General features: G+C 44.7%; 24 protein-coding genes. 17 read left to right on the top strand and 7 right to left on the bottom strand.

Features of this window, described 5'->3' with window-relative positions:
- Window positions 1–87: 87 nt before the first annotated feature.
- From L4D79_RS07510 to L4D79_RS07490, 5 genes are all read left to right on the top strand, one after another.
- Window positions 88–1,323, top strand: coding sequence for an anaerobic sulfatase maturase (locus tag L4D79_RS07510; RefSeq protein WP_428649462.1), 1,236 nt, complete (start codon window positions 88–90; stop codon window positions 1,321–1,323).
- A gap of 23 nt (window positions 1,324–1,346) precedes the next feature.
- Window positions 1,347–2,954 (top strand): sulfatase family protein, encoded by a 1,608-nt coding sequence (locus L4D79_RS07505; protein ID WP_428649458.1) that lies wholly within the window; start codon window positions 1,347–1,349, stop codon window positions 2,952–2,954.
- Between the two features lie 52 nt (window positions 2,955–3,006).
- Complete coding sequence (locus L4D79_RS07500; protein WP_428649455.1) at window positions 3,007–4,506, top strand: DUF2264 domain-containing protein; 1,500 nt, start codon at window positions 3,007–3,009, stop codon at window positions 4,504–4,506.
- A 108-nt stretch (window positions 4,507–4,614) separates the two neighbouring features.
- Window positions 4,615–5,469 (top strand): tagatose bisphosphate family class II aldolase, encoded by an 855-nt coding sequence (locus tag L4D79_RS07495; RefSeq protein ID WP_428649453.1) that lies wholly within the window; start codon window positions 4,615–4,617, stop codon window positions 5,467–5,469.
- Between the two features lie 128 nt (window positions 5,470–5,597).
- The gene (locus tag L4D79_RS07490) at window positions 5,598–6,176 is read left to right on the top strand and encodes a DJ-1/PfpI family protein (protein WP_428649450.1); all 579 of its coding nucleotides are present in this window, start codon (window positions 5,598–5,600) and stop codon (window positions 6,174–6,176) included.
- A gap of 313 nt (window positions 6,177–6,489) precedes the next feature.
- Here L4D79_RS07490 and L4D79_RS07485 read toward each other — a convergent pair whose 3' ends face one another.
- Window positions 6,490–7,911 carry a radical SAM/SPASM domain-containing protein gene (locus L4D79_RS07485; protein WP_428649447.1) on the bottom strand — a complete coding sequence of 474 codons (1,422 nt, stop codon included), beginning with the start codon at window positions 7,909–7,911 and terminating at the stop codon, window positions 6,490–6,492.
- 710 nt (window positions 7,912–8,621) lie between these two features.
- Entirely contained in the window at window positions 8,622–9,011 is a 390-nt protein-coding gene (locus L4D79_RS07480) for a universal stress protein (protein WP_428649445.1), read from the bottom strand.
- Window positions 9,012–9,312: 301 nt separating this feature from the next.
- Between L4D79_RS07480 and L4D79_RS07475 the strand changes: the two genes are divergently transcribed.
- Together L4D79_RS07475 and L4D79_RS07470 are read left to right on the top strand one after the other, a co-directional pair.
- Window positions 9,313–9,711 (top strand): DUF1090 domain-containing protein, encoded by a 399-nt coding sequence (locus tag L4D79_RS07475; RefSeq protein WP_428649442.1) that lies wholly within the window; start codon window positions 9,313–9,315, stop codon window positions 9,709–9,711.
- A gap of 139 nt (window positions 9,712–9,850) precedes the next feature.
- Window positions 9,851–10,582, top strand: a complete 732-nt coding sequence (locus L4D79_RS07470) for a glutathione peroxidase (RefSeq protein ID WP_428649439.1) — start codon at window positions 9,851–9,853, stop codon at window positions 10,580–10,582.
- A gap of 401 nt (window positions 10,583–10,983) precedes the next feature.
- Here the strand turns inward: L4D79_RS07470 and L4D79_RS07465 are convergent, their stop codons facing one another.
- Window positions 10,984–11,484, bottom strand: a complete 501-nt coding sequence (locus L4D79_RS07465) for a hypothetical protein (protein ID WP_428649437.1) — start codon at window positions 11,482–11,484, stop codon at window positions 10,984–10,986.
- An 82-nt stretch (window positions 11,485–11,566) separates the two neighbouring features.
- The gene (locus tag L4D79_RS07460; RefSeq protein ID WP_428649435.1) at window positions 11,567–12,427 is read right to left on the bottom strand and encodes an endonuclease/exonuclease/phosphatase family protein; all 861 of its coding nucleotides are present in this window, start codon (window positions 12,425–12,427) and stop codon (window positions 11,567–11,569) included.
- Between the two features lie 365 nt (window positions 12,428–12,792).
- On the opposite strand from L4D79_RS07460, the gene L4D79_RS07455 reads away from it, so the two are divergent.
- Window positions 12,793–13,215, top strand: coding sequence for a GFA family protein (locus L4D79_RS07455; protein WP_428649432.1), 423 nt, complete (start codon window positions 12,793–12,795; stop codon window positions 13,213–13,215).
- Here L4D79_RS07455 and L4D79_RS07450 read toward each other — a convergent pair.
- Together L4D79_RS07450 and L4D79_RS07445 are read right to left on the bottom strand one after the other, a co-directional pair.
- Complete coding sequence (locus tag L4D79_RS07450) at window positions 13,212–14,150, bottom strand: endonuclease/exonuclease/phosphatase family protein (protein ID WP_428649429.1); 939 nt, start codon at window positions 14,148–14,150, stop codon at window positions 13,212–13,214. The genes L4D79_RS07455 and L4D79_RS07450 overlap by 4 nt on opposite strands.
- Before the next feature lie 165 nt (window positions 14,151–14,315).
- Window positions 14,316–15,005, bottom strand: a complete 690-nt coding sequence (locus L4D79_RS07445) for a VIT1/CCC1 transporter family protein (protein ID WP_428649426.1) — start codon at window positions 15,003–15,005, stop codon at window positions 14,316–14,318.
- A 326-nt stretch (window positions 15,006–15,331) separates the two neighbouring features.
- Here L4D79_RS07445 and L4D79_RS07440 point away from each other — a divergent pair, with 326 nt between their 5' ends.
- On the top strand, window positions 15,332–16,666 hold the full coding sequence (locus tag L4D79_RS07440; protein WP_428649424.1) for a hypothetical protein: 1,335 nt from the start codon (window positions 15,332–15,334) through the stop codon (window positions 16,664–16,666).
- A gap of 129 nt (window positions 16,667–16,795) precedes the next feature.
- Here the strand turns inward: L4D79_RS07440 and L4D79_RS07435 are convergent, their stop codons facing one another.
- On the bottom strand, window positions 16,796–18,922 hold the full coding sequence (locus tag L4D79_RS07435) for a metallophosphoesterase (RefSeq protein ID WP_428649422.1): 2,127 nt from the start codon (window positions 18,920–18,922) through the stop codon (window positions 16,796–16,798).
- A gap of 294 nt (window positions 18,923–19,216) precedes the next feature.
- Here L4D79_RS07435 and L4D79_RS07430 point away from each other — a divergent pair, with 294 nt between their 5' ends.
- The 8 genes from L4D79_RS07430 to L4D79_RS07395 all read left to right on the top strand — a co-directional run bounded on the left by L4D79_RS07430 (window position 19,217) and on the right by L4D79_RS07395 (window position 26,949).
- A complete protein-coding gene (locus L4D79_RS07430; RefSeq protein WP_428649420.1) occupies window positions 19,217–20,059 on the top strand; it encodes an alpha/beta hydrolase in 843 nt (280 codons plus the stop codon).
- A 307-nt stretch (window positions 20,060–20,366) separates the two neighbouring features.
- The gene (locus L4D79_RS07425) at window positions 20,367–20,627 is read left to right on the top strand and encodes a chaperone NapD (protein WP_428649418.1); all 261 of its coding nucleotides are present in this window, start codon (window positions 20,367–20,369) and stop codon (window positions 20,625–20,627) included.
- Between the two features lies 1 nt (window position 20,628).
- The gene (napA, locus tag L4D79_RS07420) at window positions 20,629–23,115 is read left to right on the top strand and encodes a nitrate reductase catalytic subunit NapA (protein ID WP_428649417.1); all 2,487 of its coding nucleotides are present in this window, start codon (window positions 20,629–20,631) and stop codon (window positions 23,113–23,115) included.
- Between the two features lie 17 nt (window positions 23,116–23,132).
- Entirely contained in the window at window positions 23,133–23,900 is a 768-nt protein-coding gene (gene napG / locus L4D79_RS07415; RefSeq protein WP_428649415.1) for a ferredoxin-type protein NapG, read from the top strand.
- Window positions 23,900–24,757, top strand: a complete 858-nt coding sequence (gene napH, locus L4D79_RS07410) for a quinol dehydrogenase ferredoxin subunit NapH (protein WP_428649412.1) — start codon at window positions 23,900–23,902, stop codon at window positions 24,755–24,757. Before napG ends, napH begins: the two co-directional genes overlap by 1 nt.
- Entirely contained in the window at window positions 24,747–25,181 is a 435-nt protein-coding gene (locus tag L4D79_RS07405; RefSeq protein ID WP_428649410.1) for a nitrate reductase cytochrome c-type subunit, read from the top strand. The genes napH and L4D79_RS07405 overlap by 11 nt, the downstream gene beginning before the upstream one ends.
- An 8-nt stretch (window positions 25,182–25,189) precedes the next feature.
- Entirely contained in the window at window positions 25,190–25,786 is a 597-nt protein-coding gene (gene napC, locus L4D79_RS07400) for a cytochrome c-type protein NapC (protein ID WP_428649407.1), read from the top strand.
- Window positions 25,787–25,956: 170 nt separating this feature from the next.
- Window positions 25,957–26,949: a helix-turn-helix domain-containing protein gene (locus L4D79_RS07395; RefSeq protein ID WP_428649404.1), complete on the top strand. Its 993-nt coding sequence runs from the start codon at window positions 25,957–25,959 to the stop codon at window positions 26,947–26,949.
- Window positions 26,950–26,982: the final 33 nt, after the last annotated feature.

Genomic DNA, 26,982 nt, shown 5'->3' with positions numbered 1-26,982 from the left:
TTTTGCTTTGATGTGATTATTGTCACTTATTTTCTTCGTTTGCTTTCGTATCATCTTTCACAGTTCTTCGAAGTGGAAAGGTAGAAAATGAGCCAAGCAAACAAAGCCCGCTTTCATATGATGGCGAAGCCAACCAGTTTTCACTGCAATTTGAAGTGTGACTATTGTTTCTACCTTGAAAAAGAAGAGTCTTTGCCTGCGGTTTCAGAGGCCAAGTCCGACTATATGACCGATGGCATGCTCAAGCGCTATATTCGCGACTATATCAGTTCGCAAGACAGCAATGATGTTGATTTTGCATGGCAAGGCGGAGAGCCGACCCTTGCTGGAATCGATTTCTATAAGCAAGCGGTGAAATACCAGCAGCAATATGCAGATGGCAAAAACATCACCAATAGCTTCCAGACCAATGCGGTGGCCATAAACAAGCAATGGGCACAGTTCTTTGCTGAACATCAGTTTTTAATCGGGGTATCGATCGATGGTATTGCTGAGGTACATGATAAATATCGGATCTCGGTAAATGGCCGCCCTACATTCGAGCGTGTTAAGCGAGCCATTGAATTATTGAAAGAGCACGGGGTGGAGTTTAATACCTTAACCGTGATTAATGATCAGAACTGGAACAAAGGCCGAGAAACTTATCAGGCTTTAAAAGCGCTTGGTTCGCAGCACTTGCAGTTTATCCCGATTGTAGAACTACAGCCTGAATGCCAAACCATCAATAAAGGTCACTACTGCCAAGTAGGGGGTAGCGAAAATAAACTTGCGCCTTTTTCCGTACCTTCCCATGGCTATGGGCAGTTTATGACGGATGTGTTTGATGAGTGGATTAAAGAAGATGTTGGCCAAGTATTCGTCCGTATGTTCGACAGCGTTTTGGCAACGTGGATGGGGTACCCGGCATCGGTGTGTGTGCAGTCGCGTGAATGTGGTCAGGCAATGGTGATTGAATCAAATGGCGATCTCTATTCTTGCGACCATTATGTTTATCCCGCCAATAAACTAGGCAACATCAGTCAAACCAATATCGCCACCTTAGCAACTAATAAACAGCAGCGCCGTTTTGGCAGTGCCAAATCCTCAAAGCTTACCCAGCAATGCAAACAGTGCGATTTCCAAGCTCTTTGCTTTGGAGGGTGCCCGAAACACCGCATTCAAGCGGTAGAAGGGGAGCGCCAGAAGCACAACTACCTGTGCACTTCTTACCAACGAATTTTTAGCCATACAGCGCCAGCAATGCACTTGATGGCCCAAGAAATCCAACGAGGCGGCAATGCCGCTAATGTCATGCCAATTTTAGCCAGAATGACGGCTAACTGACCCTACGAATAAAGGAGTTCATAATGAAACTGTCCTCATCGAAGAAGACGGTACTAGCAGGCTTTGTTGCTGCAGCTTGTGCTACAGCACCAGTTGTGTCTGTTGCAGCAGAGAAAGTAGAGCAGCCAAATGTCTTATTGATTGTGATGGATGATCTCGGCACTGCGCAGCTTGATTTTGCAATGGAAAGTATTGATAAGGCTGAGTTGATAAAGCGGCCTGTACCTGCTCGCTATGATGGTGACTTTGACAAGCTGTATGATGCAGCCAAGCGTTCAATGCCTAATATTACCGAGCTGGCAAACGAAGGCGTGAGAATGACCAACGCCTATGTGGCTACACCAGTGTGTGGTCCTTCTCGGGCAGGAATGATGACAGGCCGTAATCCACATAGTTTTGGCACATACAGTAACGATGATGCGAAACTGGGTATCCCGCAAGATATAAAATTGCTGCCGGAGCTGTTTACCGAAAATGGCTATGCCACGGCCAATATCGGTAAGTGGCACAACGCGCCAGTGACTAAAAAGTCAGTCCCGGAAGATGTACGCACTCGCGATTACCATGAGAATGAAATCCCATTCGCCAACGAAGGGTATGGTGCGGAAGAGCGTGGTTTTGATTATTCCTACAGCTACTACGCTTCTGGTGTCGCCTTATATGACTCCCCGGCTATATTCCGCAATGGCGAAAATGTACCAGCCCCAGGGTATATCACTCATAATCTTACTGATGAAACCGTGACGTTTATCGAGCAGGCAAATAAAGAAGATAAGCCATTCTTCGTTAACCTTGCCTATAGTGTGCCGCACATTCCTCTAGAGGAACCTGCACCAGCTAAATACATGGATCGCTTTAATACAGGTAATGTTGAAGTCGATAAGTACTACGCTCATGTGAACGCGTCGGACGAAGGTATTGGTAAGATTGTCGATAAGCTGAAAGAGATAGGGGAGTATGAAAACACCCTTATTTTCTTCCTGTCGGATAACGGGGCGGTATTTGAGTCGCCTATGCCGATGAATGGTATGGATCGTGCGTTTAAGGGAACACGATATCGTGGTGGTGTACACGTACCGTTTATTGCCCATTGGAAGGGCAAGCTTCCTGAAGGGCAAGTGAATGACACTATGATTTCCGCGATGGATATTCTGCCGACGGCATTAGAAGCTGCTCGCATTGAAATTCCAGCTGAAATGAAAGTCAATGGCCAGAATATTATGCCGCTGTTTATGGGTGAAGAGCAGGAGCCGCATAAGTATCTATATTGGGCAGGTCCTCGTGCACTGCATTATTCACCAGAAAGTGCTGATTTCTGGAATCATTACTGGAAGTGGATCTCTTTCGAGGAAGAGGAGTTCATTCCTAGCCCGTATATTGAGCGTCACTCTAAAGGCGAATGGGCAATTAAAGATCAAAACTGGTCGCTGCATTATTACGATGATGGCAATGCAGAATTCGAGCTTTATAACTATGCAAAAGACCCTGCAGAATCGAATAACCTAGCTGACAAATACCCAGAAAAAGTGAAGGAGCTAAGAACGGCTTTCTATAACTGGGTTAAAGACAAACCTGCTCCTATCGCATGGGGACAGGATCGCTACGAGATCATTACAGAGTCTGCTAAATAACCTTATCTAGGCCTCTTCGGAGGCCTTTTTGCTTCTTATTGAGCCAAACCCTATGCAAAAGACCATCAGCGCTAAGCCGCGTCCTAAAATTCCTTATGAACACCCAGATGCAGCGATGTATCTTAAATTGTGCAAAGAAAACCTGATCCGTCAACGTTATAAAAAGCCTGCTTATAAACAGCATGATGCACGCATTAAAGAAGTATTTTCCAATCCCGAATACGCAATACGTCAGCAATGTGATTGGTTGGTTAAATATGTGGCTGAGGCATTTGAGCACTATGCGGTATGGGATTATACCCACGCTTATTATCCAGGTCGTCCTAGCCAGCAAAGCGCCAGAACCGATGCGATGGAAGGGTGCAGCCGTGTTTTGCCGACACTGGCTGCTTGGTTATATCAGCAGAAAGGTAAATCAGAACTAACAGGGTTAAATGGTCAGTGTGTTGATATTGCTGATATTTTAGCTAAGGCTTTTGTTGCTGGAACTGACCCTTCTCATCGTGGGTATTGGGGGGGGTTACACGACTATGATCAACGAATCTGTGAAAGCGCGGACCTGGCTTTGGCATTATGGCTAAGCCGCGATTGGGTCTGGCAGAGGTTTTCAGTCGCGCAGCAACAACAGGTGATCACTTGGTTCAAGCAAGTAAATCACTGCCAGACTGTCGATAATAACTGGCACCTGTTCCCGCTAACGGTGCAACTCGTGGTGAAGGCTTTAACGGGGGAAGATACTGTAGAACAGCACCGTTATGCGCGGATAAAAGAGTTTTATGTCGGGGATGGTTGGTTTCGCGACGGGGCGAAAGGCAATTATGACTATTACAACGCGTGGGGTTTTTTCTATTCCTTGTATTGGATCGAGAAAATTGATCCTGAGTTCGATCCTCATTTCATTCGCCAGAGCTTATCTGAATTCATTCATGGTTATCGTTACTTCTTTACTCCTCAGGGACTGCCTTTATTTGGTCGCAGTGCGTGCTACCGCTTGGCGGCATCGGTACCACAATTAGCTGCAGTAGATTTGGGTATCGGGGTAAATGAAGCATACCCTTCACTGCTGACACTCGGTGAAGCAAAACATGCACTGCAAAGCAGTCTTCGTTATTTCATTTCGCATGGGGCATTGAAAAACGGTGCGCCTACCCAAGGTGTATTTGCCGAAGATCCTCGTCTTATTGATAACTACAGCGGGCCAGCCAGTAGCTTTTGGTCGTTAAGAGCGTTGAATATTGCGCTATTTTGCGGTGAACGTATTGGTTTATGGGAAGCTGAGTGCCAGCCATTTGAGGTGGAAAAGGACGATTATTCTTTTTCTATTCCTGCGATTGATGCCAGTATTTTAGGTACTTTCAAAACGAAAGAGGTTGTCGTTGTTTTCCATTCTGATTATACCCAAGAGCAAACCCCGTTATCGCGGCGGTTGGAAAAACAAAATATTTGGCATAAAGCGCTAGAGATCTTAGTAGGAAGAGCCGAAAGGCCAAAGAATAACCTATTAAGAAAAGGAATTACGTGTTACACATCGAAAATGTACCATTTCTTTTGATTTCATAATCTTTCGATTTGAAAGTGTTTATGTGATCTAGATCTTTTCTTTTGCTTTTGTTTTCGAATATAGTTAAACCGAAAGCTAACGAAGGTTTTGAGGTTTTATATGTTTCTGGTTTCTTCTCGCGAAATGTTACACAAGGCGCAGTTAGGCGGTTATGCCGTTCCTGCTTTTAATATTCATAACTTGGAAACCGTTCAAGTCGTACTTGAAACTGCGGCTGAAATGGCTTCTCCGGTTATTCTTGCAGGTACACCTGGCACGTATTCCTATGCTGGTACTGATTACTTGGTTGGCATTTGTCAAGAAGCTGCCAAGCGATACAAAACACCGATTTCGTTACACCTCGATCATCATGAATCTTTTTCTGATATCCAGAAGAAAGTGGAAACAGGGATCAAGTCAGCAATGATCGATGGCTCTCACTTTAACTTTGAAGAAAACATCGATTTGGTGAAGAAGGTTGTTTCTTTTTGTCATCGTTGGGATTGTTCGGTTGAAGCGGAATTGGGTCGCTTGGGTGGTCAAGAAGATGATCTGATTGTTGATGAAAAAGATGCGATGTATACCGACCCAGATGCCGCTGTTGAGTTTGTTAACCGTACTGGTATTGATTCTCTGGCTATTGCTATTGGTACTGCGCACGGTATGTACAAAGAAGAGCCTCGTCTTGATTTCGATCGCCTCGGTATGATCCGCAGTAAAGTCGATGTGCCACTGGTATTACATGGCGCATCAGGAGTGCCAGATGCAGATGTGCGTCGCTGTATTGAATTGGGTATTACCAAAGTAAATGTGGCTACAGAGCTGAAAATTGCTTTCTCTGATGCTGTTAAGCAGTACTTTATCGACAACCCGAATGCTAACGATCCTCGTCACTATATTGTGCCTGGTAAAGAAGCGATGAAAAAAGTGGTGATGGAAAAAATTACCGTTTGTGGCAGTGCTGGCAAGTTATAACGTTGTATGTAACCACTGATAGGTTGCGCCCTCTGCACCCTATTAGGCTACGCCTGCTCAGTTCCCCCTAACAATGGGTTGGTGTGGCTTGGTTCGTTCAACCAAGATTATATGATGAGTGTGAAGTGATGACAGAGAAGCATGTTGCGGTGTTATTGGCCGATGGTTTTGAAGAAGGTGAAGCGGTGGTCTTTATTGATATCATGCGGCGTCTTGATATTAAGGTTGATGTACTTTCGTGTATGGAAACAACGGCATTAAAGACCTACTTTGAAACACGTATTCAGGCAGATGATACGCTAAATAACTGCTTCGATAAGCGCTATGACGCTGTCATGATGCCGGGTGGCCCGCAAGGTACTGATAACCTTACTCAGAACCCAATGGTGATTGAGTTTCTAAAACAACACATTGCTGGTGGAAAATTTATCTGTGCATTGTGTTCATCGGGTGCGAAAGTACTTGCCGCGCATGGTTTGCTAGAAGGCCGCTGTTATACCACTGGCGACAAATTGGCTGAGAAGTTTGCTGATGGTGAGTATGTGGAGCGCAAGGTGGTGGTATCTGATCAGTTCATTACCGGAAGAGGACTCGGCGTAAGCTTTGAGTTTTCTTTCACCGTTGCCAAAATGCTGCTTGCTGACAATCCAGATAAAGTTGATTGGCAGGCAAACCATATCTACTTAGAGCATTGGCCAATAGCTTAATGCTCTAAGTGTTGTTGTTGAGTGTTTATTCGAACCTTTTGCCCCAGTATTAATATAGTACTGGGGCTTTTTTGTTTTGGTAAATACAATGAGAGCGGTGGGGGTGAAGGTGAGAGAGAATATCCACAGTGTGCCCTTACTGCGTGATGGAAACAATTAGCTAAGTCAAAAATGACACTTTGTCATATTGATAAGCAATAATGTTTTACACTGAAAATGCTCTTATCAAAGTAAAAAACCGAGTACTTTAAAGTACTCGGTATTACTATTATCTGATTTAGCATTGAAGTCTATATTAATTAGAAATCACTAATTATTTGTGATGACCGCAACCACGACCTTCTACGGTGTAACAGCCATGTTCTGCCTTATACTGATCGCCGTAGCCTTCGTTTTTCCAAATCTTGATTGCATATTTTTCCCATTCCTTGGCAATTTGGTCCAGCTCATCAGCAAATTTCAAGTAGCCGTCTGCACCTTCGTATTGAGGTTCGGCGCCTACATTCTGAATGTGAGAGCGAAACTCTTGAGGATTATCGATAATTGGGCATGGTTGCATTAAGTTATCGTTGAACGGAATGTCTTTCTTATAGCCTTCGAAGAACTTAGAGCGAAGGATTTCAAGAATAGGTTTATCACGGACGTTATCAGCGGCGTATGGTTGGAATACACATGGTTCAGCACCACCTTTCGCGTTGATGTGCATGTAATTTGAACCACCAGACATACAACCGTTCACCAAGAAGCCGTGATTCCAGAAGTCAGCTAAGAAAGCAAACTTACCGTCTGTTCGCATTGCTTCGAGTTTGTGGAAGCGTTCATAGCGTTGCTCCGCTGTAGGCACTAGCTCAATATTGGCGTCAGCGCCAGTTGGCATATACTGAAATGTCCAAACGTATTCTACGTTTTGACCAACCAAAAAGTCCCAGAATTCATTACCCATGATTTCGGAGTGGTTATCACGAGTTGCCATCACTGAAGCACCAGTCAATACACCGTATTTTTTTAATAGTGCACGTGTTTCACAAGTTTTCTGGAACACACCTTTACCACGACGCCAGTCAGTATATTCCTCACCACCTTCGATAGAGATTGTAATTGCAACATTGCCAAGTTCTGCTAATCGCTGAACCTTTTTCTCTTTCAGTAGAGTGCCATTGGTGTAGATCATGAAGTAACAATCGTTAAACTCTTCAAAGATTTCGAAAATATACGGGGTTACAAAAGGTTCACCACCCGTAAAGGTGAAGAATCTCACGCCTAAGTTATAGAATTGAGTCAGTATGTTGAACATCTCATCTCTAGTGATGTGATACTTATGGCCATACAGCATTGAGTAACAACCAATACACTCTAGGTTACACTGATAGGTTGGTGAAAGCAGAACTAACCATGGAATATTAGTACCGTACTTCTCTTTGTTTGATTCACGCTGCTTACCACCAATAACGGCATGATTAATGATTAAGTTTTGAATCAATTTCTTTTGACACGTAGGTGATAGTTTTTTTAATGCACGGAGCCAGCCAATAACTTGGGGGTCTTGGTTTGAACACATTTCCGCAGCATCTAGTAACATTGGCTTGTTTTCGGCATCAGAAAATTTTGCTAATGCTTTAAATAGTTTACCAAATGATTTTGGACTAAAATTATTAACTAAAGAGGAAGCAATAGGTGATAGCAGTGTAGTAACAGTACTTTCTAGAGTGTATTTATTCTTGATTACAGGATCCATCTTATTACCCAATATATTAAATAAAACTTTTTATCCTTAAATGCTTATATTCCATTTTACTAAGGGTGTCGACCTTCTGATATGAAGTTTAATACTCATCATATTTTAAAATATATAATGAGTGGAATCCAATCGACTGAATTAATTGATTGTTCTGAAAACACTTCATATCTGAAGGTAAACAAGCTCTGCATATATTGATAGGTTATTTAGATAGGCATGACAACAAGTAAATTCAAAAAATAAGTTTTACATGTTTTATTAAACTCTAAATTATTTTATGAGCTTTTATGTTAAATAAAGATAATATTGAATATGATATTATCACATTAAATTCAGTTTACAATACAAAACAACAATATAAAGAGTTATCTATTTTAGTCCTATATTATGTAAGTTATATAAGGAATGTTATATATTTCTTATAGTTATAGCCTGAATAGTGACAATATCGCTTTGAAGCGCATTGTAAAGATATTTGGTGGTATGTTACAACAAGGTTGGAGGTGCGGTGACAAGTAAATGCGATTGGTGTTTGTGTCAAAATGACAAAAAAATTTTTTCTGCATTAATTCGGCTACACCTTCTGTCATAAAGTAAGCGAATTTTTTGTTTTTCCACTGGATGGTACGTGTCAGAAGAGATAACGCCGACAGTCCAGCTAAAAAAACCTTTTAGCTGGACGATTACAATTTGTGCAACCACGGCCATCACTGTTTGAGATAAACCACCAATAAGTCGGCTTCAACGGCATTGGCCAGCTTGGGAACAGATGAGAAGAGACGGCTGAAGAATTTATGATGATGGCCGCAAACCACGAGGTCGATATCCATTTCTTTCACGATCCCAGAGAGTTTGATATGGAGATCGCCAACCACAACGAAGGTGTCTGTTACTGGGTGGCTGCACTTTTCTGCTAGAGCCTGTAACTCTTTCTCTAGTGTGAGTTTTTCTTTTTGTTCCAAAACAACCCTATTAACGCCGACATTTACGAAGGATAGTTTGCAATTAGTCCCTTTAGCTAATGAGACTGCTTTATCAATCACTATCTGGCTGGATTGAGATAAATCAACAGCGACTAATATATGCTCATAGCTCATCACGCTTCTCCACACTTGTTGTTATTTGCTTGTCTTAAGTCTAGCCGTAAACCACGCTAGCCTAGTGATTTTGGCAAATTCCCTTCAATCCGCCCACCTCTAGCGGCCATGCATGTTGTGGTATTAGTCTTATCGTTTCGGTTCGTCGAATAAGGGCATTGTCCGAAGTAAGAGTGATGGTTTATTTAGATACTGAGCTGATAAATGAAAAGAGATGCTTTACAGGCATGCGTATGTTGTGTAATCAACATGATATACCTAAGCGTTTTAACGTTAATATCATATCTATAAAAGGTGACCGATGAATATATATGCGAAATCTGCGATGCTATTTTTATTCACTATTTCATTTAATAGTATTGCATCCCTTAATTGCGCGGGATTGACAGGCTGTGAGAGAACGTTTTGTGAGTTGGAGTATAAAATCGAAAAAGCAAAAGAATCAAATAATCAATATAAGATTGATGGGCTGAAAAAAGCCCTAAAAGCTGCGAAGTCAAACTGTAGTGATGAGGGAATAAAAAGGAAGCTCGTTGAAAAAATTGAAGAAAGTGAACAGAATCTTTCTGAGTATCGGTCTGACCTAAATGAAGCGGAACAATCTGGAAATCAAAGCAAGATTAAAAAGTATCAAGAGAAAATACATAAAGAAAAGAGAAAATTAGAAAGCCTCTCAAAAGAGTTGTCGGAGTTAACATAGGTAGGGTAGCTACATTTACGTCGTTAGATTTAATCAGCTTGACCTAAGTTGGTAAAAGAGCATACTGGTCTCATCAACAGGGAACATAATATTTAGTTTCAGTTGTAATATATTCTGATTAAAATTTAAGGAATGGATTATGTTCGAGTCTAAAGAAGGTCAAGCAGTACCACAGGTAACTTTCCATACCCGTCAGGGTGATCAGTGGATAGACATCACTACAGAAGAATTATTCGCCAATAAAACCGTTATCGTTTTTTCATTGCCTGGTGCGTTTACACCGACTTGTTCAAGTTCGCACCTTCCTCGGTACAATGAACTTGCGTCAGTTTTCACTGAGCACGGTGTTGACGATATTCTTTGTGTCTCAGTGAATGACACCTTTGTTATGAACGCGTGGAAAGCAGATCAAGAAGCTGAAAATATCACTTTTATCCCTGACGGTAATGGTGAGTTTTCTAAAGGTATGGGCATGCTTGTCGCGAAAAAAGAGCTAGGCTTCGGTGATCGTTCATGGCGTTACAGCATGTTGGTCAAAGATGGCGTCGTAGTGAAGATGTTTATTGAAAACGACGAGCCGGGTGACCCGTTCAACGTTTCTGATGCCGATACTATGTTGGCGTACATTGCTCCGCAGCATAAGCTACAAGAATCAATCACTGTGTTTACTAAACCGGGTTGTCCATTCTGTGCTAAAGCGAAGCAACAACTTCTCGATGAAGGTCTACAGTATGAAGAGGTCGTATTAGGCAAAGATGCGACAACTGTTAGTCTACGTGCTATCTCTGGTCGCAGCACAGTGCCGCAGGTATTTATCGGTGGTAACCACATTGGTGGTAGTGAAGAGCTTGAAGCTTACCTTGCGAAATAAAAAGCCGTAATGCACTGACGGGTGGAACACTAATTCTGCCCGTTTCTTCCTATATCATCTTTAATAAAACAGCCATTATAGTTCGGAATAATATTTCCTGTTTGGCTTATCAAATAGGGAAGGTTAAGCCTATATATTCAAGGAAGTGTAATAAATAATACACTCTAATTTGCAATACTACTTTTCATTTTTAATTGTTTTATCTAAATTATTATTGAGTATTATATTCGTAGCGCAAGAAATTGTTCTACTTATATTATTCCTATCCTTGTCATTTGGCGGGCTTTGCGGCCCGTCCTTTTTATATATTTTGAATGTAAAAAAGCGTGTCATTTTTATAGTAATGACACGCCATTATCAAAAATTGATAATTTAGTTATTCTATTTTTAATAGAGGAGTATTATTGACTTAACCACTCGGTGATTATTCCACCGACTTGATCGGTGTCTGGATATTGATGATGTTCACCAGCGACTTCAACACATGTGATATGCTCCATGCCTAGAAGTACATGGTTGATTTCTTTATATGATCCAAAAGGATCTTGCTCTTCTTGGATAATCAAAACAGGTAAGCCTTGGTTATTTAAAGTCGGCAACAATTCCTTCTCTTTGTTTGAATACAAACTCCAAGCAATACCGATAAAAACTAATCGATCCCAGCTGATCTTTTGCAACGCTTTTAAAGTGATCAGTGTTCCTATGGATTTCGTAATGACTACATCATAATGTCCTGAAGGGAGGCATTCGACTTCTTCTTGTATGCTGAATTCACTCTTGTTATCCCATGCATTATAACGATGAATATCAACGTCTTCATTTTTCCAAGGTGTTTCATCGATAATATCTTCTAGCCATGATTGAGTCGCTGGCATTTTCCCGGGTATCGCTAAAATCTTCATGTTGACTCTCCACCTATTCGGTTTTACTTTTTACAATACGTTTTTTTATTTATTAAATTGGTTTGTAGGGCGAAGGATACAACTACTGTTCAATCATTTTCATTTCGACAATTATTGGTAAGTGATCTGTAACGGCAGGCCAATTAAAGTCAGCATACTTAGTATTGTTCTGTGGTACGGCAACCTCTTTAATTTTCCACTTTTGAGCTTTACCTGTCATGACATAATCCACTTGGATTTCAGGATTACTTGCAGGCCAACTACGAAAATCTACACTTCCGTCTTCAAGGTTATTCCAGTAACGTGACAACTCTTGATAGGTGATGGACTGTGGTACATCGTTCATGTCACCCATCAAAATTTTAATACCACGAGTATCGATTGCTGTATCATTCAGTGAACGAACTTGATCCACTCGCATGGACGGATCTTCTTTAGTATCAAGATGAGTATTATAAACTGTAATAGGAGCCTCAAAACCTGGAACATCAATATTTGCTTCAAATGCTATTCGCTGCTCTCTATTACCTGAAGGAAGCTCAATAATTTCAGTGTTGAGAAAAGGGTATTTAGAAGCGATGGCTAGACCATATTGCCCACCATCAAAGTCAATGGCTCTGCCAAACTCTATATTCAACCCAGTCAGTTCTGCTAGCTTCTTTGGTTGATTGACGTTTCCACTTCGAGCCGTTAATACATCAACCTCTTGAACAGCTATAATATCGGCGTCAAGGGCTTTAATCGCTTTTGCTATCTCGGTTAATGATGAAACTCGGGCTGCAGCCATATTAAAAGTCGCAATACGTATCTCAGGGGCTTGTTGCTCAGAGAAACTTTTATTGATTAACTCTGACTGCGCTTGGTAAGGCTCGCGATGTCCCCCGGCTAATGCTGTTGCGGAAATAGCAAATGACAATGGTAGTAACAAGCTTTTATATTTCATATATCCACTTCTTTTATGATTCTTCGTTATTTATTTTCTGGCGTGAATTATCTCTGTTGTTGGCAAGAAGATTCTGAGAGGTAGATCACAAAATTATTTGGGTTGGTACGGATGTTGGTCAATATTAATTAACGCCATATTCAATAATAATTAAGTCTGTTAGTTAGAACTCCCATTTAATTATTTATTTTGATACTCCCAAAATGTCAGTGACTTCTATATTTTTGCATTGGGTATATCAACGCTTGGCACGGGGTTTTAAAAGCCAGAAAGCCTGAGTTGAAGGGCAAGAGAAACTGCGTATCTTGCGGTTGTTGGGTTATAACGTCATGATAGACAGAGAATTAAAGCAGAAAGGAAGCAAAATGACTCAACAAGCCTATCCCATTACCGGCCAATGCCAATGTGGTCAAGTGAGCTATACCCTCAAAGAAGCGCCATTAATGGTCGCCGCCTGCCATTGTCAAGCATGCCAGACCCTAGCGACAGCTCCGTTCAGTGTGACAGCGATTGTTGCGGCATCATCCATCGAGTTTAAGGGTGAGATGAAAGAGTGGTCTCGACCCACTGACAGTGGTGGTGTCAGTGCTGCTAAATTCTGCCCAGACTGCGGAAATCGTGTTTACCATTACGATCCGAATGTGCCAGAGAAGATCAAACTGAAACTCAAGTCACATCAGGACTCAGCCTCCATCTTGTACCAGCCGACTGTACATATTTGGGTTAGTGAAAAACAAGACTGGTATCAGATCCCAGAAGGGGTTAAAACCGTCGATGGCCAGCCTTAGAGCTGCAGTGAGATAGATAGCGGGCAGTGGTCACTGAGTTGGATCTGTTTAAGCTGTTGGTCTGAGTAGAGATGTTCATAAAAGGATACTTGGGTATCCTTTTCTTGTATTCGGCCATCAAGAATGAAGTGATCGATAAATTCGGGATATTGCCTTACCTCCCATTGTTGTTTGCGCTTGTTATAGGCTTGTGACCGGCACTGGCTCTTTAGCCCTTCTGTGATCAAAACCGGAACGGGTAACACTTCAGACGTTAACTCCTGCCAATATTTATCTCCTTTCTGTGCCAATCGGCGATTAAAATCCCCCAAAATAATATAAGGCTGTTGCTCGGCTTGGCGCTGTGACACCCACTTTGCTAATACATCGATTTGCTTGCGCAGGGTAGTGCAGTGCTTATTGCGATGACGATTACTGTAACAACCGCTTTTAAGATGCACGGCTAATAGCCTGAGCGCGGGTTTACCGTCTTGGTATAACGAAATATCGACGCCATAGCGTAGATACTGGTTATCCCAAATGTCCAGCTGATGGAGATCGGGGTGGCGCTGGTAATTTAGTCCTTCTCGAATTGCAAAACCGACAAACTGCGGCCAAATTTCGCGATTGCTTTTAGCTTTCCTACTTGAAAACTCAAGCTGGTATTGTTCAAGCGAGATAAGCTTTGCTATCGACTGAGGATTGGCGACTTCCTGAAAAGCGAGAACGTCAGGTGAGATGCCACTAATGATGTTAGCCAATGCAAGATAGTCGCTGGATGCTCTTATTGGGATGTTTGAGTGCTTTCCCTTGGGTCTATCGTCTGATAGCCAGTTGAAGTTCCAGGTGGTCACGGTTAATGAATTCGAGTCAGTATTAGAAGCCGTAGCAACGATGGGTTTTGTTGTTATAAAAAGCCAAATCAGAAGCAGCGCCAGAAAGTGCGGATTAGCCATAGTAACAATGAGCTCTCACTGTTGAAAATTTAACACTGGCAGTGAATGTGCCCAAAAGCGATTAGTCGTGCTAGCGGTGTGGGAAGCAAAGCAGTTTGAGTGAAATGACGGTAGATTTGCAGCTGTTTTTTGTTCATTACTCGCAAATTTGAGGCTTTGCAAATATCAAGCAACGACCCCGAAGACTTGACCAACCAACGCTGTCAGAGCCATGGCTAAAGTCCCCCAGAATGTGACGCGTATTGCGCCTATAGACATTGAAGCTCCGCCAGCTCGGGCAGCAATTGCACCGAGAGAAGCCAGAAATAATAGAGAGAAACCGCCAACCAAGTGGATGAGCTGAGATAACGGAGCAATCCATGCGACCACCAAAGGAAGAGAGGCTCCTATTGTAAAGGTTACTGCAGAAAACATTGCGGCCTGTATTGGATTAGCCCCTTGACTGTCTGACAGTCCGATCTCATCCCGGGCATGGGCTCCGAGAGCATCATGTTCCATAAGCTTTTCAGCTACTTGCCGAGCCAATATAGGATCTAGCCCGCGGTGTTGGTAAATTTGTGCCAGTTCATCTATCTCAAATTCGTAATCTTCTTCTAGCGAACGTTTTTCAATAGCCAAGTCAGCTTTTTCGGTATCAAGTTGTGAGCTTACCGATACATATTCGCCGGCAGCCATTGACATAGCACCGGCAACTAATCCAGCAATCCCGGCCAGTAGGACGCTATGTTGGGTTGCATTCGCAGCAGCTACCCCAATGATCAGGCTGGCGGTTGATACGATGCCATCGTTAGCACCTAATACCGCTGCACGCAGCCAGCCAACACGGTGCGAGCGGTGATTCTCCTCGTGGCTCATCAGCCACCCCTTTATCGTGATTCAATCTATTAAATAAAGCATATGCCAATATTAACAGGGCTGGCTGATTAATTTGATGGCTCGAATTTTAGATGGCTAACATAATTCAATTTGGTAGCTACATGGCATTTAAATAGATTGTGTTTATGGTTGGCCGTTATATATTGAGGTGAGCAATTTCGATGTTAAAAAAGTGTTACCTTTGTTCAGGAAGATAAAATATTAATTATTTCAAGTTGTTTTCATGTGTTTCCAAGTATTAAATCAAATGGAAGTCAGAATTTGCTTTGTCTTCAGGTGATGGTTTTATTTTAGGAGAACATATAATGAGAAGGAACTGGACACTATCGATATCACCGGTGTTTATCATGCTATTTACCCTTTTGATGGTATTTAGTCGGGTAGTTATTGGAGCACCTATTAATCCGGTGAAGGCATCCGTAGGCGGAGCAGCCATTGATTCTTACCCTCATGGAGAGGTTATTACGGTAAAATCAGGAGAGAAGTTTGTATTAGATGCTAAGGCCCACTCCTATGATGTAAATGGTAAGGAAATAGATAATTTTTTCTGGTGGGACTTAACGCCACAAACTTTACCAAATGGTGAAGGCATATTTACCATGCAGGATAATACACGGCCTCAACAGCCTTTTACGGCTCCTAAGGTTTCTGAAACGGTCATGCACACTGATCCCGGCTCTCCCTATGTCATTAGTTTGCAGGTCAGAAATAGTGAAGGACAATGGAGTCAAGGACACCTTATCTATATTCAAGTATTAGCCCCTGAGCACAAGGATGAATTGGTCATCAGCCAAGATGACAATTACGCGCTTTATCAGGTTTCCCAAGAAGAATTTAATTCTTGGTCTAGCGTCGATCTATTTAGCGACGATGGAAATCAAAACGTCACGGAAATGACAAATAAAATATACAGCCAGTTTGAAGATGACTTTGATTTTATTTGGGTCTATCTCGATAGAAGTGATTTACCTGAAGGTATGCCTTATGGTCAATATTTATCTGTCAGTAACCATGTTAATGGCTTAGGTAAGCGTTCAGTTTTTGATAATACACACTCTTTTGGTTCCGAAGGCAGATTGAAAGGGGTTGCTGTATTGTATGCATCGCTGAATGATGACAACAAGGTGATGAAAGCAATGCACCTTGATGCCACGATGCATGAGATGTTCCACCAGTATGGAAACTTTATTGTTCCGCCTCCAACTTCACATTGGGAATGGGGCGTTGATGGCATTTTGGCTGGAGCCGGTAGCAAAATGAATGCGATTGAAAAGTATCTAGCGGGCTATATCAGTGACCCATTGGGTGAACATGCCGGGATCTGGGATGCAGACAGCCTAGCTATTTGGGAACAGTGGCGTAGAGACGAGAGTTTTGTTCCCCGCACTCCTGACTATACACAGTCGCAAAAAGACTTCCGGGGCTTGGTTGTTGTGCTTTCACCCCGAGAACAGCTTACACCCAGCCTAGATGCTGATTTGAGTTCTAATATTGTTAACTTTACCCGCACTGATGGCCAGCATAAGACTTACAACAGTGGTGAAATTGAATCCCAAAACTTTTGGCATGCAACCGGTGGCGAAGGTATTGGAGGAACCATTCAACTTAATCAACTGGGCCAATCGCTCATCAAAAAGTAAGTTGCAAAACCAGTAGACTCGATTTGTCTGTTTGCCACAAACTAGATAGATTGATATTCCATCAGAAATACAAAAAGGGCAGGAAAACCTGCCCTTTGGCTCGATGTTACTTTCGAAATATCGAGAAACTTATTGCAAGCTCTCGCGGTCGACGGCAGTTTTGAGGTCGGTCAAGGTGCCGTGTTCAACGTCGATCAGGAAGTTGTCACTGGCTTCACCGGTCGCAAAACGGTCAAGGATGTAGAACAGGGTACCGAAGCGGACTTTGAAGACTTGGCCTACTGGGGTATCGTCGTTATTCGCGTTATCAAAGTTTACGGCGGTGTCCATCTCGTAGAGCTCTTCGCTTAATAGCTTGTATTGCGGAAGGCGCGATGGCTCAATATCTCGGAAAGCCAGTTCATCGGCGTTACGCAGGCGATAGAAATCGACAGCTAACTTTTCACCATTCCACTCAGCAAAGTCAATCAACGCCATACCATGCTGATTGGCAAGTTCTGTCGCTTTCACTTTTGCTCGGCTCCAGTCTTGAATGAAATCATTCAAATCATCTTGGTTTTTTGCACCTTGACAGGGAAGACCAAGGGCGGTCTTGAGCTGGCAAACAGTGATATCCGTTTCTAGCTGGGACATGATCAGCATTTGTTTGCCATCCATGTTAAACAGCATGTTTTTGATATCTTCTGGCCACTCGTTTGGCAGGAAGCGCAAGCGGGTCAACTCTTTGATATGCCAATCCGTGAAATCATAGTAATTCTCAGCATCTAGGATGTCGCGGTTCCAAATTTCACTCGCATCTGACTCAACCAAATGATCATGTTCTTCGGCATAATGCTCAAACAGTTCGTTGAAGCGCGGGACGTCTTCAATCACCACGGTTTCGACTTCTACTTGGCTGTTAGGCTTGATCTCCAATACCTTATAGGCAGGAATGTAACCTGCTAGTGATGGCGCTTGGATGTTGAACAGGGTATAGGTCTCACCGTCGATGTTGTATTGCTTCAATCCCGTGTCGTTGAAGTGCATGTGGCCACCAACATGGATGCTCAATCCAGTTTGTGCCAGTGCTTTACTGGTGTCGTCTTCCGGTACGCGTTTAAGCTGGAAGTTGCCTTCACCGAAGATATCTTCGATTTCTTCCGATGCGCCGTTGTAGAAGTCAGTCATCGGGAAGTGGCTGAATGATAGCAGGACTTTGTTCTGCTCTTTCGCGGCTTTTACTGTGTCGCTGATCCATTCGATGACGTGCTCTTTATGGGTTAGCATCATGTTATAACCGGCGTTACTGGAACCTTCGTAATCATTTGGGTTATCAGTGCCACCTGTCGTATTTGCTTTGGGCTGATAGACATTGGCGTCGATAGCCATTAGCCATAAGCCTTCGACCGGCTCTACCAAATACGTGCTGTCAGGTACCATAGAGCAAGAGGTAAAGTCGTCTTCTTTGTATGCTCCGCCTGTACCTTCATGACAGATCTCGTACATACGGTTGGCATAGTTGGCTTCTTTCAATGCCACATCGAAGGAGTAATTTTCACGCGCTTCATCTGAGCTATAAGGCGTTTCGAAATACTGGTAATGCGGCTGTGGATCAAAGCCGTGGTGGCTGAGGATCCCCATGATTTCCTTGTAACCCCACTCTTTGACCTCTTCGGTACAGATGGTTGGTAGTTCATGTCCCGCGTTGATAATGGTCCAGTCACCTTCGTAACCAACACATTCGTTAGCCCCTTTGCTGTAGATGCGCTGTTGTTTACCGTCGTGACCAAGGTAATCCCCTTTGCCGTTTGGCCTAGCAAAAGGACGGACAGGATCATGGTTACCCGGGGCGGCGAAGAATTCTAAACCGTGCATTTCGCGGTACTGGTCAAAGATTTTTACCAATCCACGCATATGCACTGGTTGGCCATCGTCACTAAAGTCGCCGGGAAGGGCAACATATTTGATGCCGCGTGCAACGACATCATCAAGCGCAGCTATCATGGCATAATAGTTTTCGTTGAACAGGCGGGTAGACGTCAATTGCGACTTCATGGTGCGAATGGTTGCGCCTTGGCCGGTTTCCGAGTTGTATAGGCCATCAAAGGAGCCATCTTGGAAATCACCATAGACATCATGGAAATGGATATCGGGCATGAAGGCGACTTTTAGCCCCTCTACCGGAAGTGTTTTTCCATCATCATTGCTCGAATCTGAGTTACAACCTGCCAAAGCAAGCATAGTGAATAATGCCACTGCTGTGCGTTTAATTGTCATTTTATCCTCTGAATAAGGGGTTTATTATTGTTGGTGGCAGAGAATAAATATTCCACATGACAGAAATAAAACAGTTTTATTATTAAAATATGGATAGCTGTAAGGAAGTGTTATTAAGTCAATTTTTTCAGTGTGTTATAGGTATTGTTTTATGGTTTTTAATAGCACATTGAGAGACTAATAAATGCTTTCGTTTGTTTTTTTGATTTTATATTTATGTTTTTTGTTACTTTAGTCCAACAAATTATTTTATTGCCACTTTACAATGATTAAATCATCAGGTGGAGAGATTTAATGCAAAGTCAGTCGATGAGATATTCAGAAAGAGAGTTTGAATACTATTATTTAAATAGTCAGCAAGAGTCGGATCTCCCCCCTGTGATATTTATCCACGGCATTCTAAGCTGTGGACGGCTATTTACTCATCAGCTCATGCCTTATTTTTCTACTTGTGGTTTTTCTTCATACTCTCTGACGCTTCGCGGCCATGGGGAAAATACAGCAAAGCTATCATCACGGCCATTTGATGATCATATAGAAGATGTTGCTGCGTTTATTGAGTTTGTTTACCAACAAGAGAAAAAGCCCGCGGTTGTTGTTGGGTATTCTCTCGGTGGCTTGATTGCCCAGCATGTCTGCCAGCGTGAGGCCTTGGGGGCTAAATTGGCCGGAATGGCTTTGATGGCATCGGTGCCCCCTCAGGGTTTCGGCCAACTTAACCAAGCCATGTGGTTTAATAATCCTGTGTTATCTATGGTTCTCGGGCAGGTGATGGCGATGCCGAATATGGCGTTGCTCAATCCGTATTATCGGTACGCTATCATCGATGCATTGTTTGCCAGCAAGCCCAGTCAGCAACAATTGGATACGCTACTCTCTGAGTTGAAGGCTGAAGATATTCGGCTATTTCTAGAGCCGCATCCTGTTGGAGATAATTTCCTGCAGGATATCCCCGTCGCGGTGGTTGGCGCAAAAGAAGATATGTTGGTTCCTGTTTCACAAGTTGAATCTACAGCGGAATTTTATGGGGTTGAACCGGTGTTTTTCAGCCCAATGGGGCATGCCATGCCCGTTGAGAACGATGCGGTAACACTGGCGGCATATCTTGCCAAGTGGTGCAGTACGGTGGTGCGGTAAATTTTTTGCGGCTATGAGCCTTTAACCCATAACCTTTAGAAAGAACATTCAATATTCCTTTCACCGCTTCATACCTGAGGCGGGTAACTTCCTGATTTACATTAATGTGAGCTCGGTATTGCTGCTTTATTGATCTAAAACAAGCAATGTCACCTATACCCCTTTATGGGTATCCAAACTGTCCAGATTAGGCATAAATTAATCAATAACCACTGAAAAAGTAAGTGTATGTGCTGGCTCGATGCTAAAGCACACTTTTACTTTTTTAGGAAGGGTTCGGTGGTGTGCCTTGAAGGGGGGCTTTGTTGTGAATGATTTCCATGTCTGCAGTTTGATTGTTTACGTTGTGGCTGAGCAGCTTGAATCAATAAAAGAAACCATAGAAAGCCTACCGGGGGCTGAAGTGCCGATTTTTGGTGAATCAGGAAAATTGGTTGTCGTGCTTGAGGGCGAACAGCAGAACGACATTGTTGGTCACTTTGATTTGATCAAGCAATTGCCCGGGGTGATCGATACCACGCTGGTTTACCACCAAATGGAAGAACAATCTGAGCTAAAGGAAGCGTAACATGACAGTTACTAGACGTAGTTTCTTAAAGGCCAATGCAGCGATAGCCGCAGCCAGTGCAGCAGGATTAACCATTCCTGTGTCGGTGGCCAATGCTGCAGGCGACGATCAGGAAGTGAAGTGGGATAAAGCCCCATGCCGTTTCTGTGGTACCGGCTGTAGTGTGCTGGTGGGTACCAAAAATGGTCGAGTGGTGGCGTCGCAGGGTGATCCTGATGCGCCGGTAAACAAGGGCCTCAACTGTATCAAAGGCTATTTTTTGCCTAAGATCATGTATGGAGAAGATCGCCTGACTCAACCGTTATTGCGCAAGCGAGACGGTAAGTACCACAAAGAAGGTGAATTTACCCCAGTCAGTTGGGATGAAGCCTTTGATGTAATGGCGGACAAGTTCAAGCAGGCCCTGAAAGAAAAAGGCCCATCATCCGTTGGTATGTTTGGATCTGGTCAGTGGACAGTCTGGGAAGGCTATGCAGCAGCCAAATTGTACAAGGCCGGTTTCCGATCCAACAATATTGACCCCAATGCCCGTCACTGTATGGCCTCTGCGGTCGTCGGTTTTGCCCGTACTTTCGGTATGGATGAACCTATGGGTAGCTATGACGATCTTGAACATGCCGATGCCTTCGTGCTTTGGGGATCTAACATGGCTGAGATGCACCCGATCCTATGGACCCGCCTGACCGATCGCCGCTTGTCTTCCGACAAGGTGAAAGTGGCCGTATTGTCGACCTTTACCCACCGTAGCTATGAGCTGGCGGATAATCCAATCATCTTCAAGCCACAGACTGACTTGGCCATCCTTAACTTTGTTGCCCATTACATTATTGCGAACGACAAAGTGAATCAGGACTTCATGGATAAGCACGTTAATATCCGCAAGGGTGTGACGGATATCGGTTATGGTTTGCGACCTACCCACCCATTGGAGAAAGCGGCCAAAAACCCGGGCAGCGGCGATTCAACGCCGATGAGCTTTGAAGATTACGCCAAGTTTGTCTCAACCTATACCGCCGAATATACCTCTGAGCTGACAGGTGTACCGGTAGATCAGCTTAATGAATTGGCTGAGATGTATGCTAATCCTGAAACCAAAGTGGTGTCTTACTGGACCATGGGTTTCAACCAACATACCCGTGGTGTGTGGGCCAATAACCTGATTTATAACATCCATTTATTGACCGGTAAGATCTCCAAGCCGGGCTGCGGACCATTCTCGCTGACTGGTCAGCCTTCTGCTTGTGGTACTGCCCGTGAAGTCGGGACCTTTGCCCACCGTCTGCCTGCCGATATGGTGGTGATGAATCCTAAACACCGCGAAATGTGTGAAACCCATTGGGATATACCTGAAGGCACGATTCCGCCGAAACCGGGTTACCACGCTATTTTGCAAGACCGGATGCTCAAAGATCGCAAGCTCAATGCCTATTGGGTGATGTGTAACAACAACATGCAGGCTGGCCCGAATATCAATGAAGAGCGTTTGCCTGGCTATCGCGATCCGGCCAACTTCATTGTGACTTCTGACCCTTACCCAACAGTAACCGCAATGGCATCGGATTTGATTTTGCCAACGGCGATGTGGGTGGAAAAAGAAGGGGCTTATGGTAATGCCGAACGCCGTACCCAGTTCTGGCATCAGCAGATCTCTCCCCCGGGCGAAGCTAAATCTGATTTGTGGCAGCTGATGGAATTTGCTAAGCGCTTCAAGGTCGAGGAAGTGTGGCCGCAGGAGTTGATCGCTAAGAAACCAGAGCTCAAAGGTAAAACCTTATTCGAGGTGCTGTTCAAAAACGGCAAGGTCGATAAGTTCAAGATCGATGAAATCGCCGCTGATCAATTGAATGATGAGTCTCGCGATTTTGGTTTCTACGTTCAAAAAGGTTTGTTTGAAGAATACGCCTACTTTGGCCGCGGCCATGCCCATGACTTGGCACCGTTTGATATGTATCACCAATCCCGCGGCTTGCGTTGGCCTGTGGTTGATGGCAAGGAAACCGTTTGGCGTTACTCCGAAGGCTACGATCCGTATGTGAAAGAAGGTGAAGAGTACTCGTTCTACGGTAAGCCGGATAAGAAAGCGGTCATTTTTGCCCTGCCTTACGAACCTGCAGCTGAATCACCAGACAAAGATTACGACCTATGGCTGTCGACTGGACGGGTATTGGAGCATTGGCATACCGGTTCGATGACCCGCAGGGTACCTGAGTTATATCGCTCTTTCCCTGATGCGGTGTTGTATATGCACCCTCTGGATGCCAAAGAGCGCGGACTACGCCGTGGCGATGCAGTGAAAATTGTCTCGCGCCGTGGCGAAGTGCTGACTCATGTAGAAACCCGTGGGCGTAACCGGGTACCACAAGGCTTGGTATATATGCCTTTCTTTGATGCCGGGCAGCTGACCAACAAACTCACGCTTGATGCGACCGACCCAATTTCGAAAGAAACGGACTTCAAGAAATGTGCGGTGAAGGTGGTTAAAGCCTAACGATTGGAAACAGACTAATGAAGCGTTCACCTCTCAAATCATCGGAAAGCCGTCGCCGTTTCCTTCGGGATGCCGCGCGAACGGCGGTGGGTGTAGGAGCGGCTGCGACCGTACTCGGACTACAAAGCAAACAAAGCAAGGCTGACAGCAGCGGGGTGCCGATTAGGCCGCCCGGCGCATTGCCTGAGCCAGAGTTTTTACAGGCTTGTTTGCGTTGTGGCTTGTGCGTTCAAGCATGCCCTTATGACACTTTGAAACTGGCAGGTTTACTGTCGCCAGTGGCATCGGGTACGCCGTATTTTACCGCCCGAACGATACCGTGTGAGATGTGTGAAGACATTCCCTGTGTGGAAGCCTGCCCGAGTGGCGCGCTGGATCATGGCCTGACCGATATTGATGATTCCCGAATGGGGACAGCGGTATTGATTGACCATGAAACCTGCCTCAACTGGCTGGGTTTACGGTGTGATGTTTGCCACCGGGTTTGCCCGCTGATTGATGAAGCCATCACCCTTGAGCCGATCCGCAACCAACGTACTGGCTACCATGCCAAGTTTATCCCGACCGTGCATTCCGATGTCTGTACCGGTTGCGGTAAATGCGAGCAAGCTTGCGTACTGGAAGAAGCGGCTATCAAGGTTGTACCAACGGCACTGGCAAAAGGGGAACTGGGTCATCATTACCGGATTGGCTGGGAAGAGAAGGCCAAGAAAGGGGAAAGCCTGATCCCTGAGGATCTGACTTTACCTGCTCATAAGCCGGGTAACAGTGGAGGAGGTCAGTAATGGCTAAGCATTTGGCTAAAGATGCCGGTAAGGCGGCTACCGTCTCGCTGGGCTGGTGGAAAGCCCACCGCTTCTTGCTGCTGCGCCGCAGCTGTCAGTTGCTGATCATTGCCTTGTTTATGATCGGCCCGACACTGGGTGTGCTGCGGGGCAACCTGTCAGCGAGCACGCTGTTCGATACCGTTCCACTGACTGACCCGTTGATCTTGTTGCAGACCATTGCAGCAGGTCACTGGCCTGAACTGGCTGCCTTGCTCGGTGGTGCCATTGTGGTGGGGTTTTATGCCTTGCTGGCGCCACGGGTGTTTTGTGCTTGGGTGTGTCCATTGAACATGGTGACAGACTTAGCTGCATGGCTGCGCCGTAAGCTGGGTATCAAGCTCAGTTATCGTTGGCCTTCAAGCTTGCGTTACTGGTTGTTGCCCGTACTGCTGCTTGGCAGTGCGGTCTCCGGCACGGTGCTGTGGAGCTGGATCGATCCTGTTGCAGCGCTGCACCGTGGTTTGGTGTTCGGTATGGGCGCAGGCTGGGTACTTATCCTGCTGGTGTTCTTGCTCGATCTTGTGTTGGTCGAGCATGGCTGGTGTGGTCATTTATGTCCGCTTGGCGCGACATACGGGGTTATCGGCCGCAAGAGCTTAGTGCGGATCACCGCCACCAACCGGGAAGCCTGCAATAAATGCATGGACTGCTACAACGTGTGCCCAGAACCCGAAGTGCTGAGACAACCACTGAAAGGTGGGGATCGTAAGGTGATGAGCCAAGATTGCATCAGTTGTGGACGCTGTATTGATGTCTGTTCCGAGGAAGTGTTGGAATTTAAAATAAGAATTGGAGCCAATAAAGATGAAGGGTAAGTATGTTGTGTCTGCGCTGCTGGCGGCTGTAGTGAGCCTTGCCGCATTTGCAGAAGTTACCTCGCTGCGTGGCGCGCAGGATATAGCGGATACCAATACCGTTGCGCCAATCAAGCCGGTGCCCAAAATGCAAGATAAACTGGCATTGGAGTATGTTCATCAACCCCCTTTGATCCCGCACTCAACGGATATGGTGCAGATCAACCCGAGCAACAATGGTTGTTTACAGTGTCATGATGTCGATAAGTACCGAAGGACGGGGGCCCCTAGGGTTAGCCCAACTCACTACATGGATAGCAACAACAAGATCTTGAGTGACGTTGCACCACGCCGTTACTTCTGTTTGCAGTGCCATGTATCGCAGGCCGATGCAGCTCCATTGGTGGAGAACACTTTTAAACCGGCTGGTAAATTCGGCCAATAGGAGGGGCTATGGAGAGTCAACGACCTGGTATTATCCGGCGTTTTTGGCAGTGGTTCAGAAAGCCCAGCCATTTTGCGATTGGCACACTCCTGACCGTGGGTGTTGTCGCGGGTGTGATCCTCTGGGGGGGCTTTAACACCGCCATGGAGTACAGCAATCAGGAAAGCTTCTGTATCAGTTGTCATGAAATGGAGAATAACGTCTACCAAGAATACGTTGGTACGGTTCATTACAACAACAGCAGTGGTGTCAGGGCGACCTGTCCAGATTGTCATGTACCGAAAGAATGGGCACCGAAAATGGTGCGTAAGATCCAAGCCTCGAAAGAGCTATATGCCAAAGCACTAGGCATTGTTGATACGCCGCAGAAGTTCGAGGATCACCGGTTTGAAATGGCCTCCCGTGAATGGGATCGCATGAAAGCCAATGATTCGCAGGAGTGTCGTAACTGCCATAACTTTGAGTATATGGATTTCAGCACCCAGAAGTCGGTCGCTGCCGGTATTCATAGCCGGGCCATTGAAGACGGCAATACCTGTATTGATTGCCACAAGGGTATCGCCCACCAACTGCCGAAAGGCCATAAGATCGAAAGTGCGATTTAAGTACCTTCGATACTGATAAATTAAATCCCCAACAGAGTGATCGGTTGGGGATTTTTTTTAGGTTTTTGCCAACATAAATAGGATCACAAGTTGAAACAATCTTATCGCTATGCAGTACACTGAAATTTCATATGATGGCTCAATTGGCCCTTATTCCCCGGCAAACCGATATGAAATCAACTTCCACGACTACAGATATCCTTCTGACTTCCACCATGAATATCTGGCCATTCATCGAATACTGTGAAAAAAAAGGCTTTGATTGGAAGGTGGTCGCCGACGAGTGTGGTTTACCGGTTGAAATGATGGACAAGCAGCATTGGTTGCCGACTAAAGACATCATGCTTTTTTTGTTTGGCTTGGAAAGACGATATGGCTATTTAGTCGGGATCGAAATTGGCCGATTTGTTACCGTCAAGCAGCTTTCACCTGAGTTGGATAGCAAGGTGCAGCAATGCCATAGCTTTTCAGAGGGGATCCAACTGCTAGTTTCTGAACTGCCCAAGCTCAGCAATCACGTGATTATCTGGACAGAGGTGATTGATGGCCAATGGTGGCTGTGTCATCGCAGTGCCTATCGCGAATCGACCCCGGGATTTGAACAGGCAGAGTGGTTTAGAACGTTAGCGATGATTAACTATTGTCGTCGGTTTATCGAAGGTTTCTGGCAGCCTGGGCAAGCTAGGTTAGTATCGGCTAATACCAATGCAGACAAACTTCCATCGTCTTTTACTAAGACGCAGATTGAGTTTAGCCAAGCGTTTGGTGGTTTTACTGTTCCGCTCCCCGAAGACTTCACCCCCATTCCCGAGCAAGCTATCGATGCCAATTGGCACTATTCGGTGTGCAAACTCGTCGATACCTATGCACTGTTACCTTGGTTCAATATCAAGTGGTTTTCACAACTTCTGGGTATGACGCCCAGAACCCTGCAGCGCAACCTAAGCCTCAAAGATCTAACCTTCAGAGAATTACGAGACAACGCTAGGCGAGATCACGCAATAAAGCTCCTTGGTCAAGAAGGAGTCAGTACCCAAGAGGTCGCCTGGCGGGTGGGGTACGATGATCTCAGTAACTTCAACCGAGCCTTCAAAAACTGGACAGGCCATACTGCGCCGGCTTATCGAAGACAAATGATGGCGATTTGCAAAGAAACCGTTTAGTCAAAGAGCCCTCTTCAGCTACTGAAGAGGGCC

The sequence above is a fragment of the Photobacterium satsumensis genome, assembly GCF_050336935.1.
Taxonomy (GTDB): Bacteria; Pseudomonadota; Gammaproteobacteria; order Enterobacterales; family Vibrionaceae; genus Photobacterium; species Photobacterium satsumensis.
This window is presented reverse-complemented; position numbering and strand designations above follow the sequence as displayed.

Bases quoted from the DNA above. Each gene is read 5' to 3' on its own strand.
- L4D79_RS07505 (WP_428649458.1), top strand. From the start codon at position 1,347: ATGAAACTGTCCTCATCGAAGAAGACGGTACTAGCAGGCTTTGTTGCT.
- L4D79_RS07500 (WP_428649455.1), top strand. From the start codon at position 3,007: ATGCAAAAGACCATCAGCGCTAAGCCGCGTCCTAAAATTCCTTATGAA.
- L4D79_RS07445 (WP_428649426.1), bottom strand. From the start codon at position 15,005: ATGAGCCACGAGGAGAATCACCGCTCGCACCGTGTTGGCTGGCTGCGT.
- napH (WP_428649412.1), top strand. From the start codon at position 23,900: ATGGCTAAGCATTTGGCTAAAGATGCCGGTAAGGCGGCTACCGTCTCG.
- napA (WP_428649417.1), top strand. From the start codon at position 20,629: ATGACAGTTACTAGACGTAGTTTCTTAAAGGCCAATGCAGCGATAGCC.
- L4D79_RS07495 (WP_428649453.1), top strand. From the start codon at position 4,615: ATGTTTCTGGTTTCTTCTCGCGAAATGTTACACAAGGCGCAGTTAGGC.
- napG (WP_428649415.1), top strand. From the start codon at position 23,133: ATGAAGCGTTCACCTCTCAAATCATCGGAAAGCCGTCGCCGTTTCCTT.
- L4D79_RS07440 (WP_428649424.1), top strand. From the start codon at position 15,332: ATGAGAAGGAACTGGACACTATCGATATCACCGGTGTTTATCATGCTA.
- L4D79_RS07485 (WP_428649447.1), bottom strand. From the start codon at position 7,911: ATGGATCCTGTAATCAAGAATAAATACACTCTAGAAAGTACTGTTACT.
- L4D79_RS07430 (WP_428649420.1), top strand. From the start codon at position 19,217: ATGCAAAGTCAGTCGATGAGATATTCAGAAAGAGAGTTTGAATACTAT.
- L4D79_RS07450 (WP_428649429.1), bottom strand. From the start codon at position 14,150: ATGGCTAATCCGCACTTTCTGGCGCTGCTTCTGATTTGGCTTTTTATA.
- L4D79_RS07470 (WP_428649439.1), top strand. From the start codon at position 9,851: ATGTTCGAGTCTAAAGAAGGTCAAGCAGTACCACAGGTAACTTTCCAT.
- L4D79_RS07455 (WP_428649432.1), top strand. From the start codon at position 12,793: ATGACTCAACAAGCCTATCCCATTACCGGCCAATGCCAATGTGGTCAA.
- L4D79_RS07395 (WP_428649404.1), top strand. From the start codon at position 25,957: ATGAAATCAACTTCCACGACTACAGATATCCTTCTGACTTCCACCATG.
- L4D79_RS07405 (WP_428649410.1), top strand. From the start codon at position 24,747: ATGAAGGGTAAGTATGTTGTGTCTGCGCTGCTGGCGGCTGTAGTGAGC.
- L4D79_RS07510 (WP_428649462.1), top strand. From the start codon at position 88: ATGAGCCAAGCAAACAAAGCCCGCTTTCATATGATGGCGAAGCCAACC.
- L4D79_RS07435 (WP_428649422.1), bottom strand. From the start codon at position 18,922: ATGACAATTAAACGCACAGCAGTGGCATTATTCACTATGCTTGCTTTG.
- L4D79_RS07480 (WP_428649445.1), bottom strand. From the start codon at position 9,011: ATGAGCTATGAGCATATATTAGTCGCTGTTGATTTATCTCAATCCAGC.
- L4D79_RS07490 (WP_428649450.1), top strand. From the start codon at position 5,598: ATGACAGAGAAGCATGTTGCGGTGTTATTGGCCGATGGTTTTGAAGAA.
- napC (WP_428649407.1), top strand. From the start codon at position 25,190: ATGGAGAGTCAACGACCTGGTATTATCCGGCGTTTTTGGCAGTGGTTC.
- L4D79_RS07460 (WP_428649435.1), bottom strand. From the start codon at position 12,427: ATGAAATATAAAAGCTTGTTACTACCATTGTCATTTGCTATTTCCGCA.
- L4D79_RS07475 (WP_428649442.1), top strand. From the start codon at position 9,313: ATGAATATATATGCGAAATCTGCGATGCTATTTTTATTCACTATTTCA.
- L4D79_RS07465 (WP_428649437.1), bottom strand. From the start codon at position 11,484: ATGAAGATTTTAGCGATACCCGGGAAAATGCCAGCGACTCAATCATGG.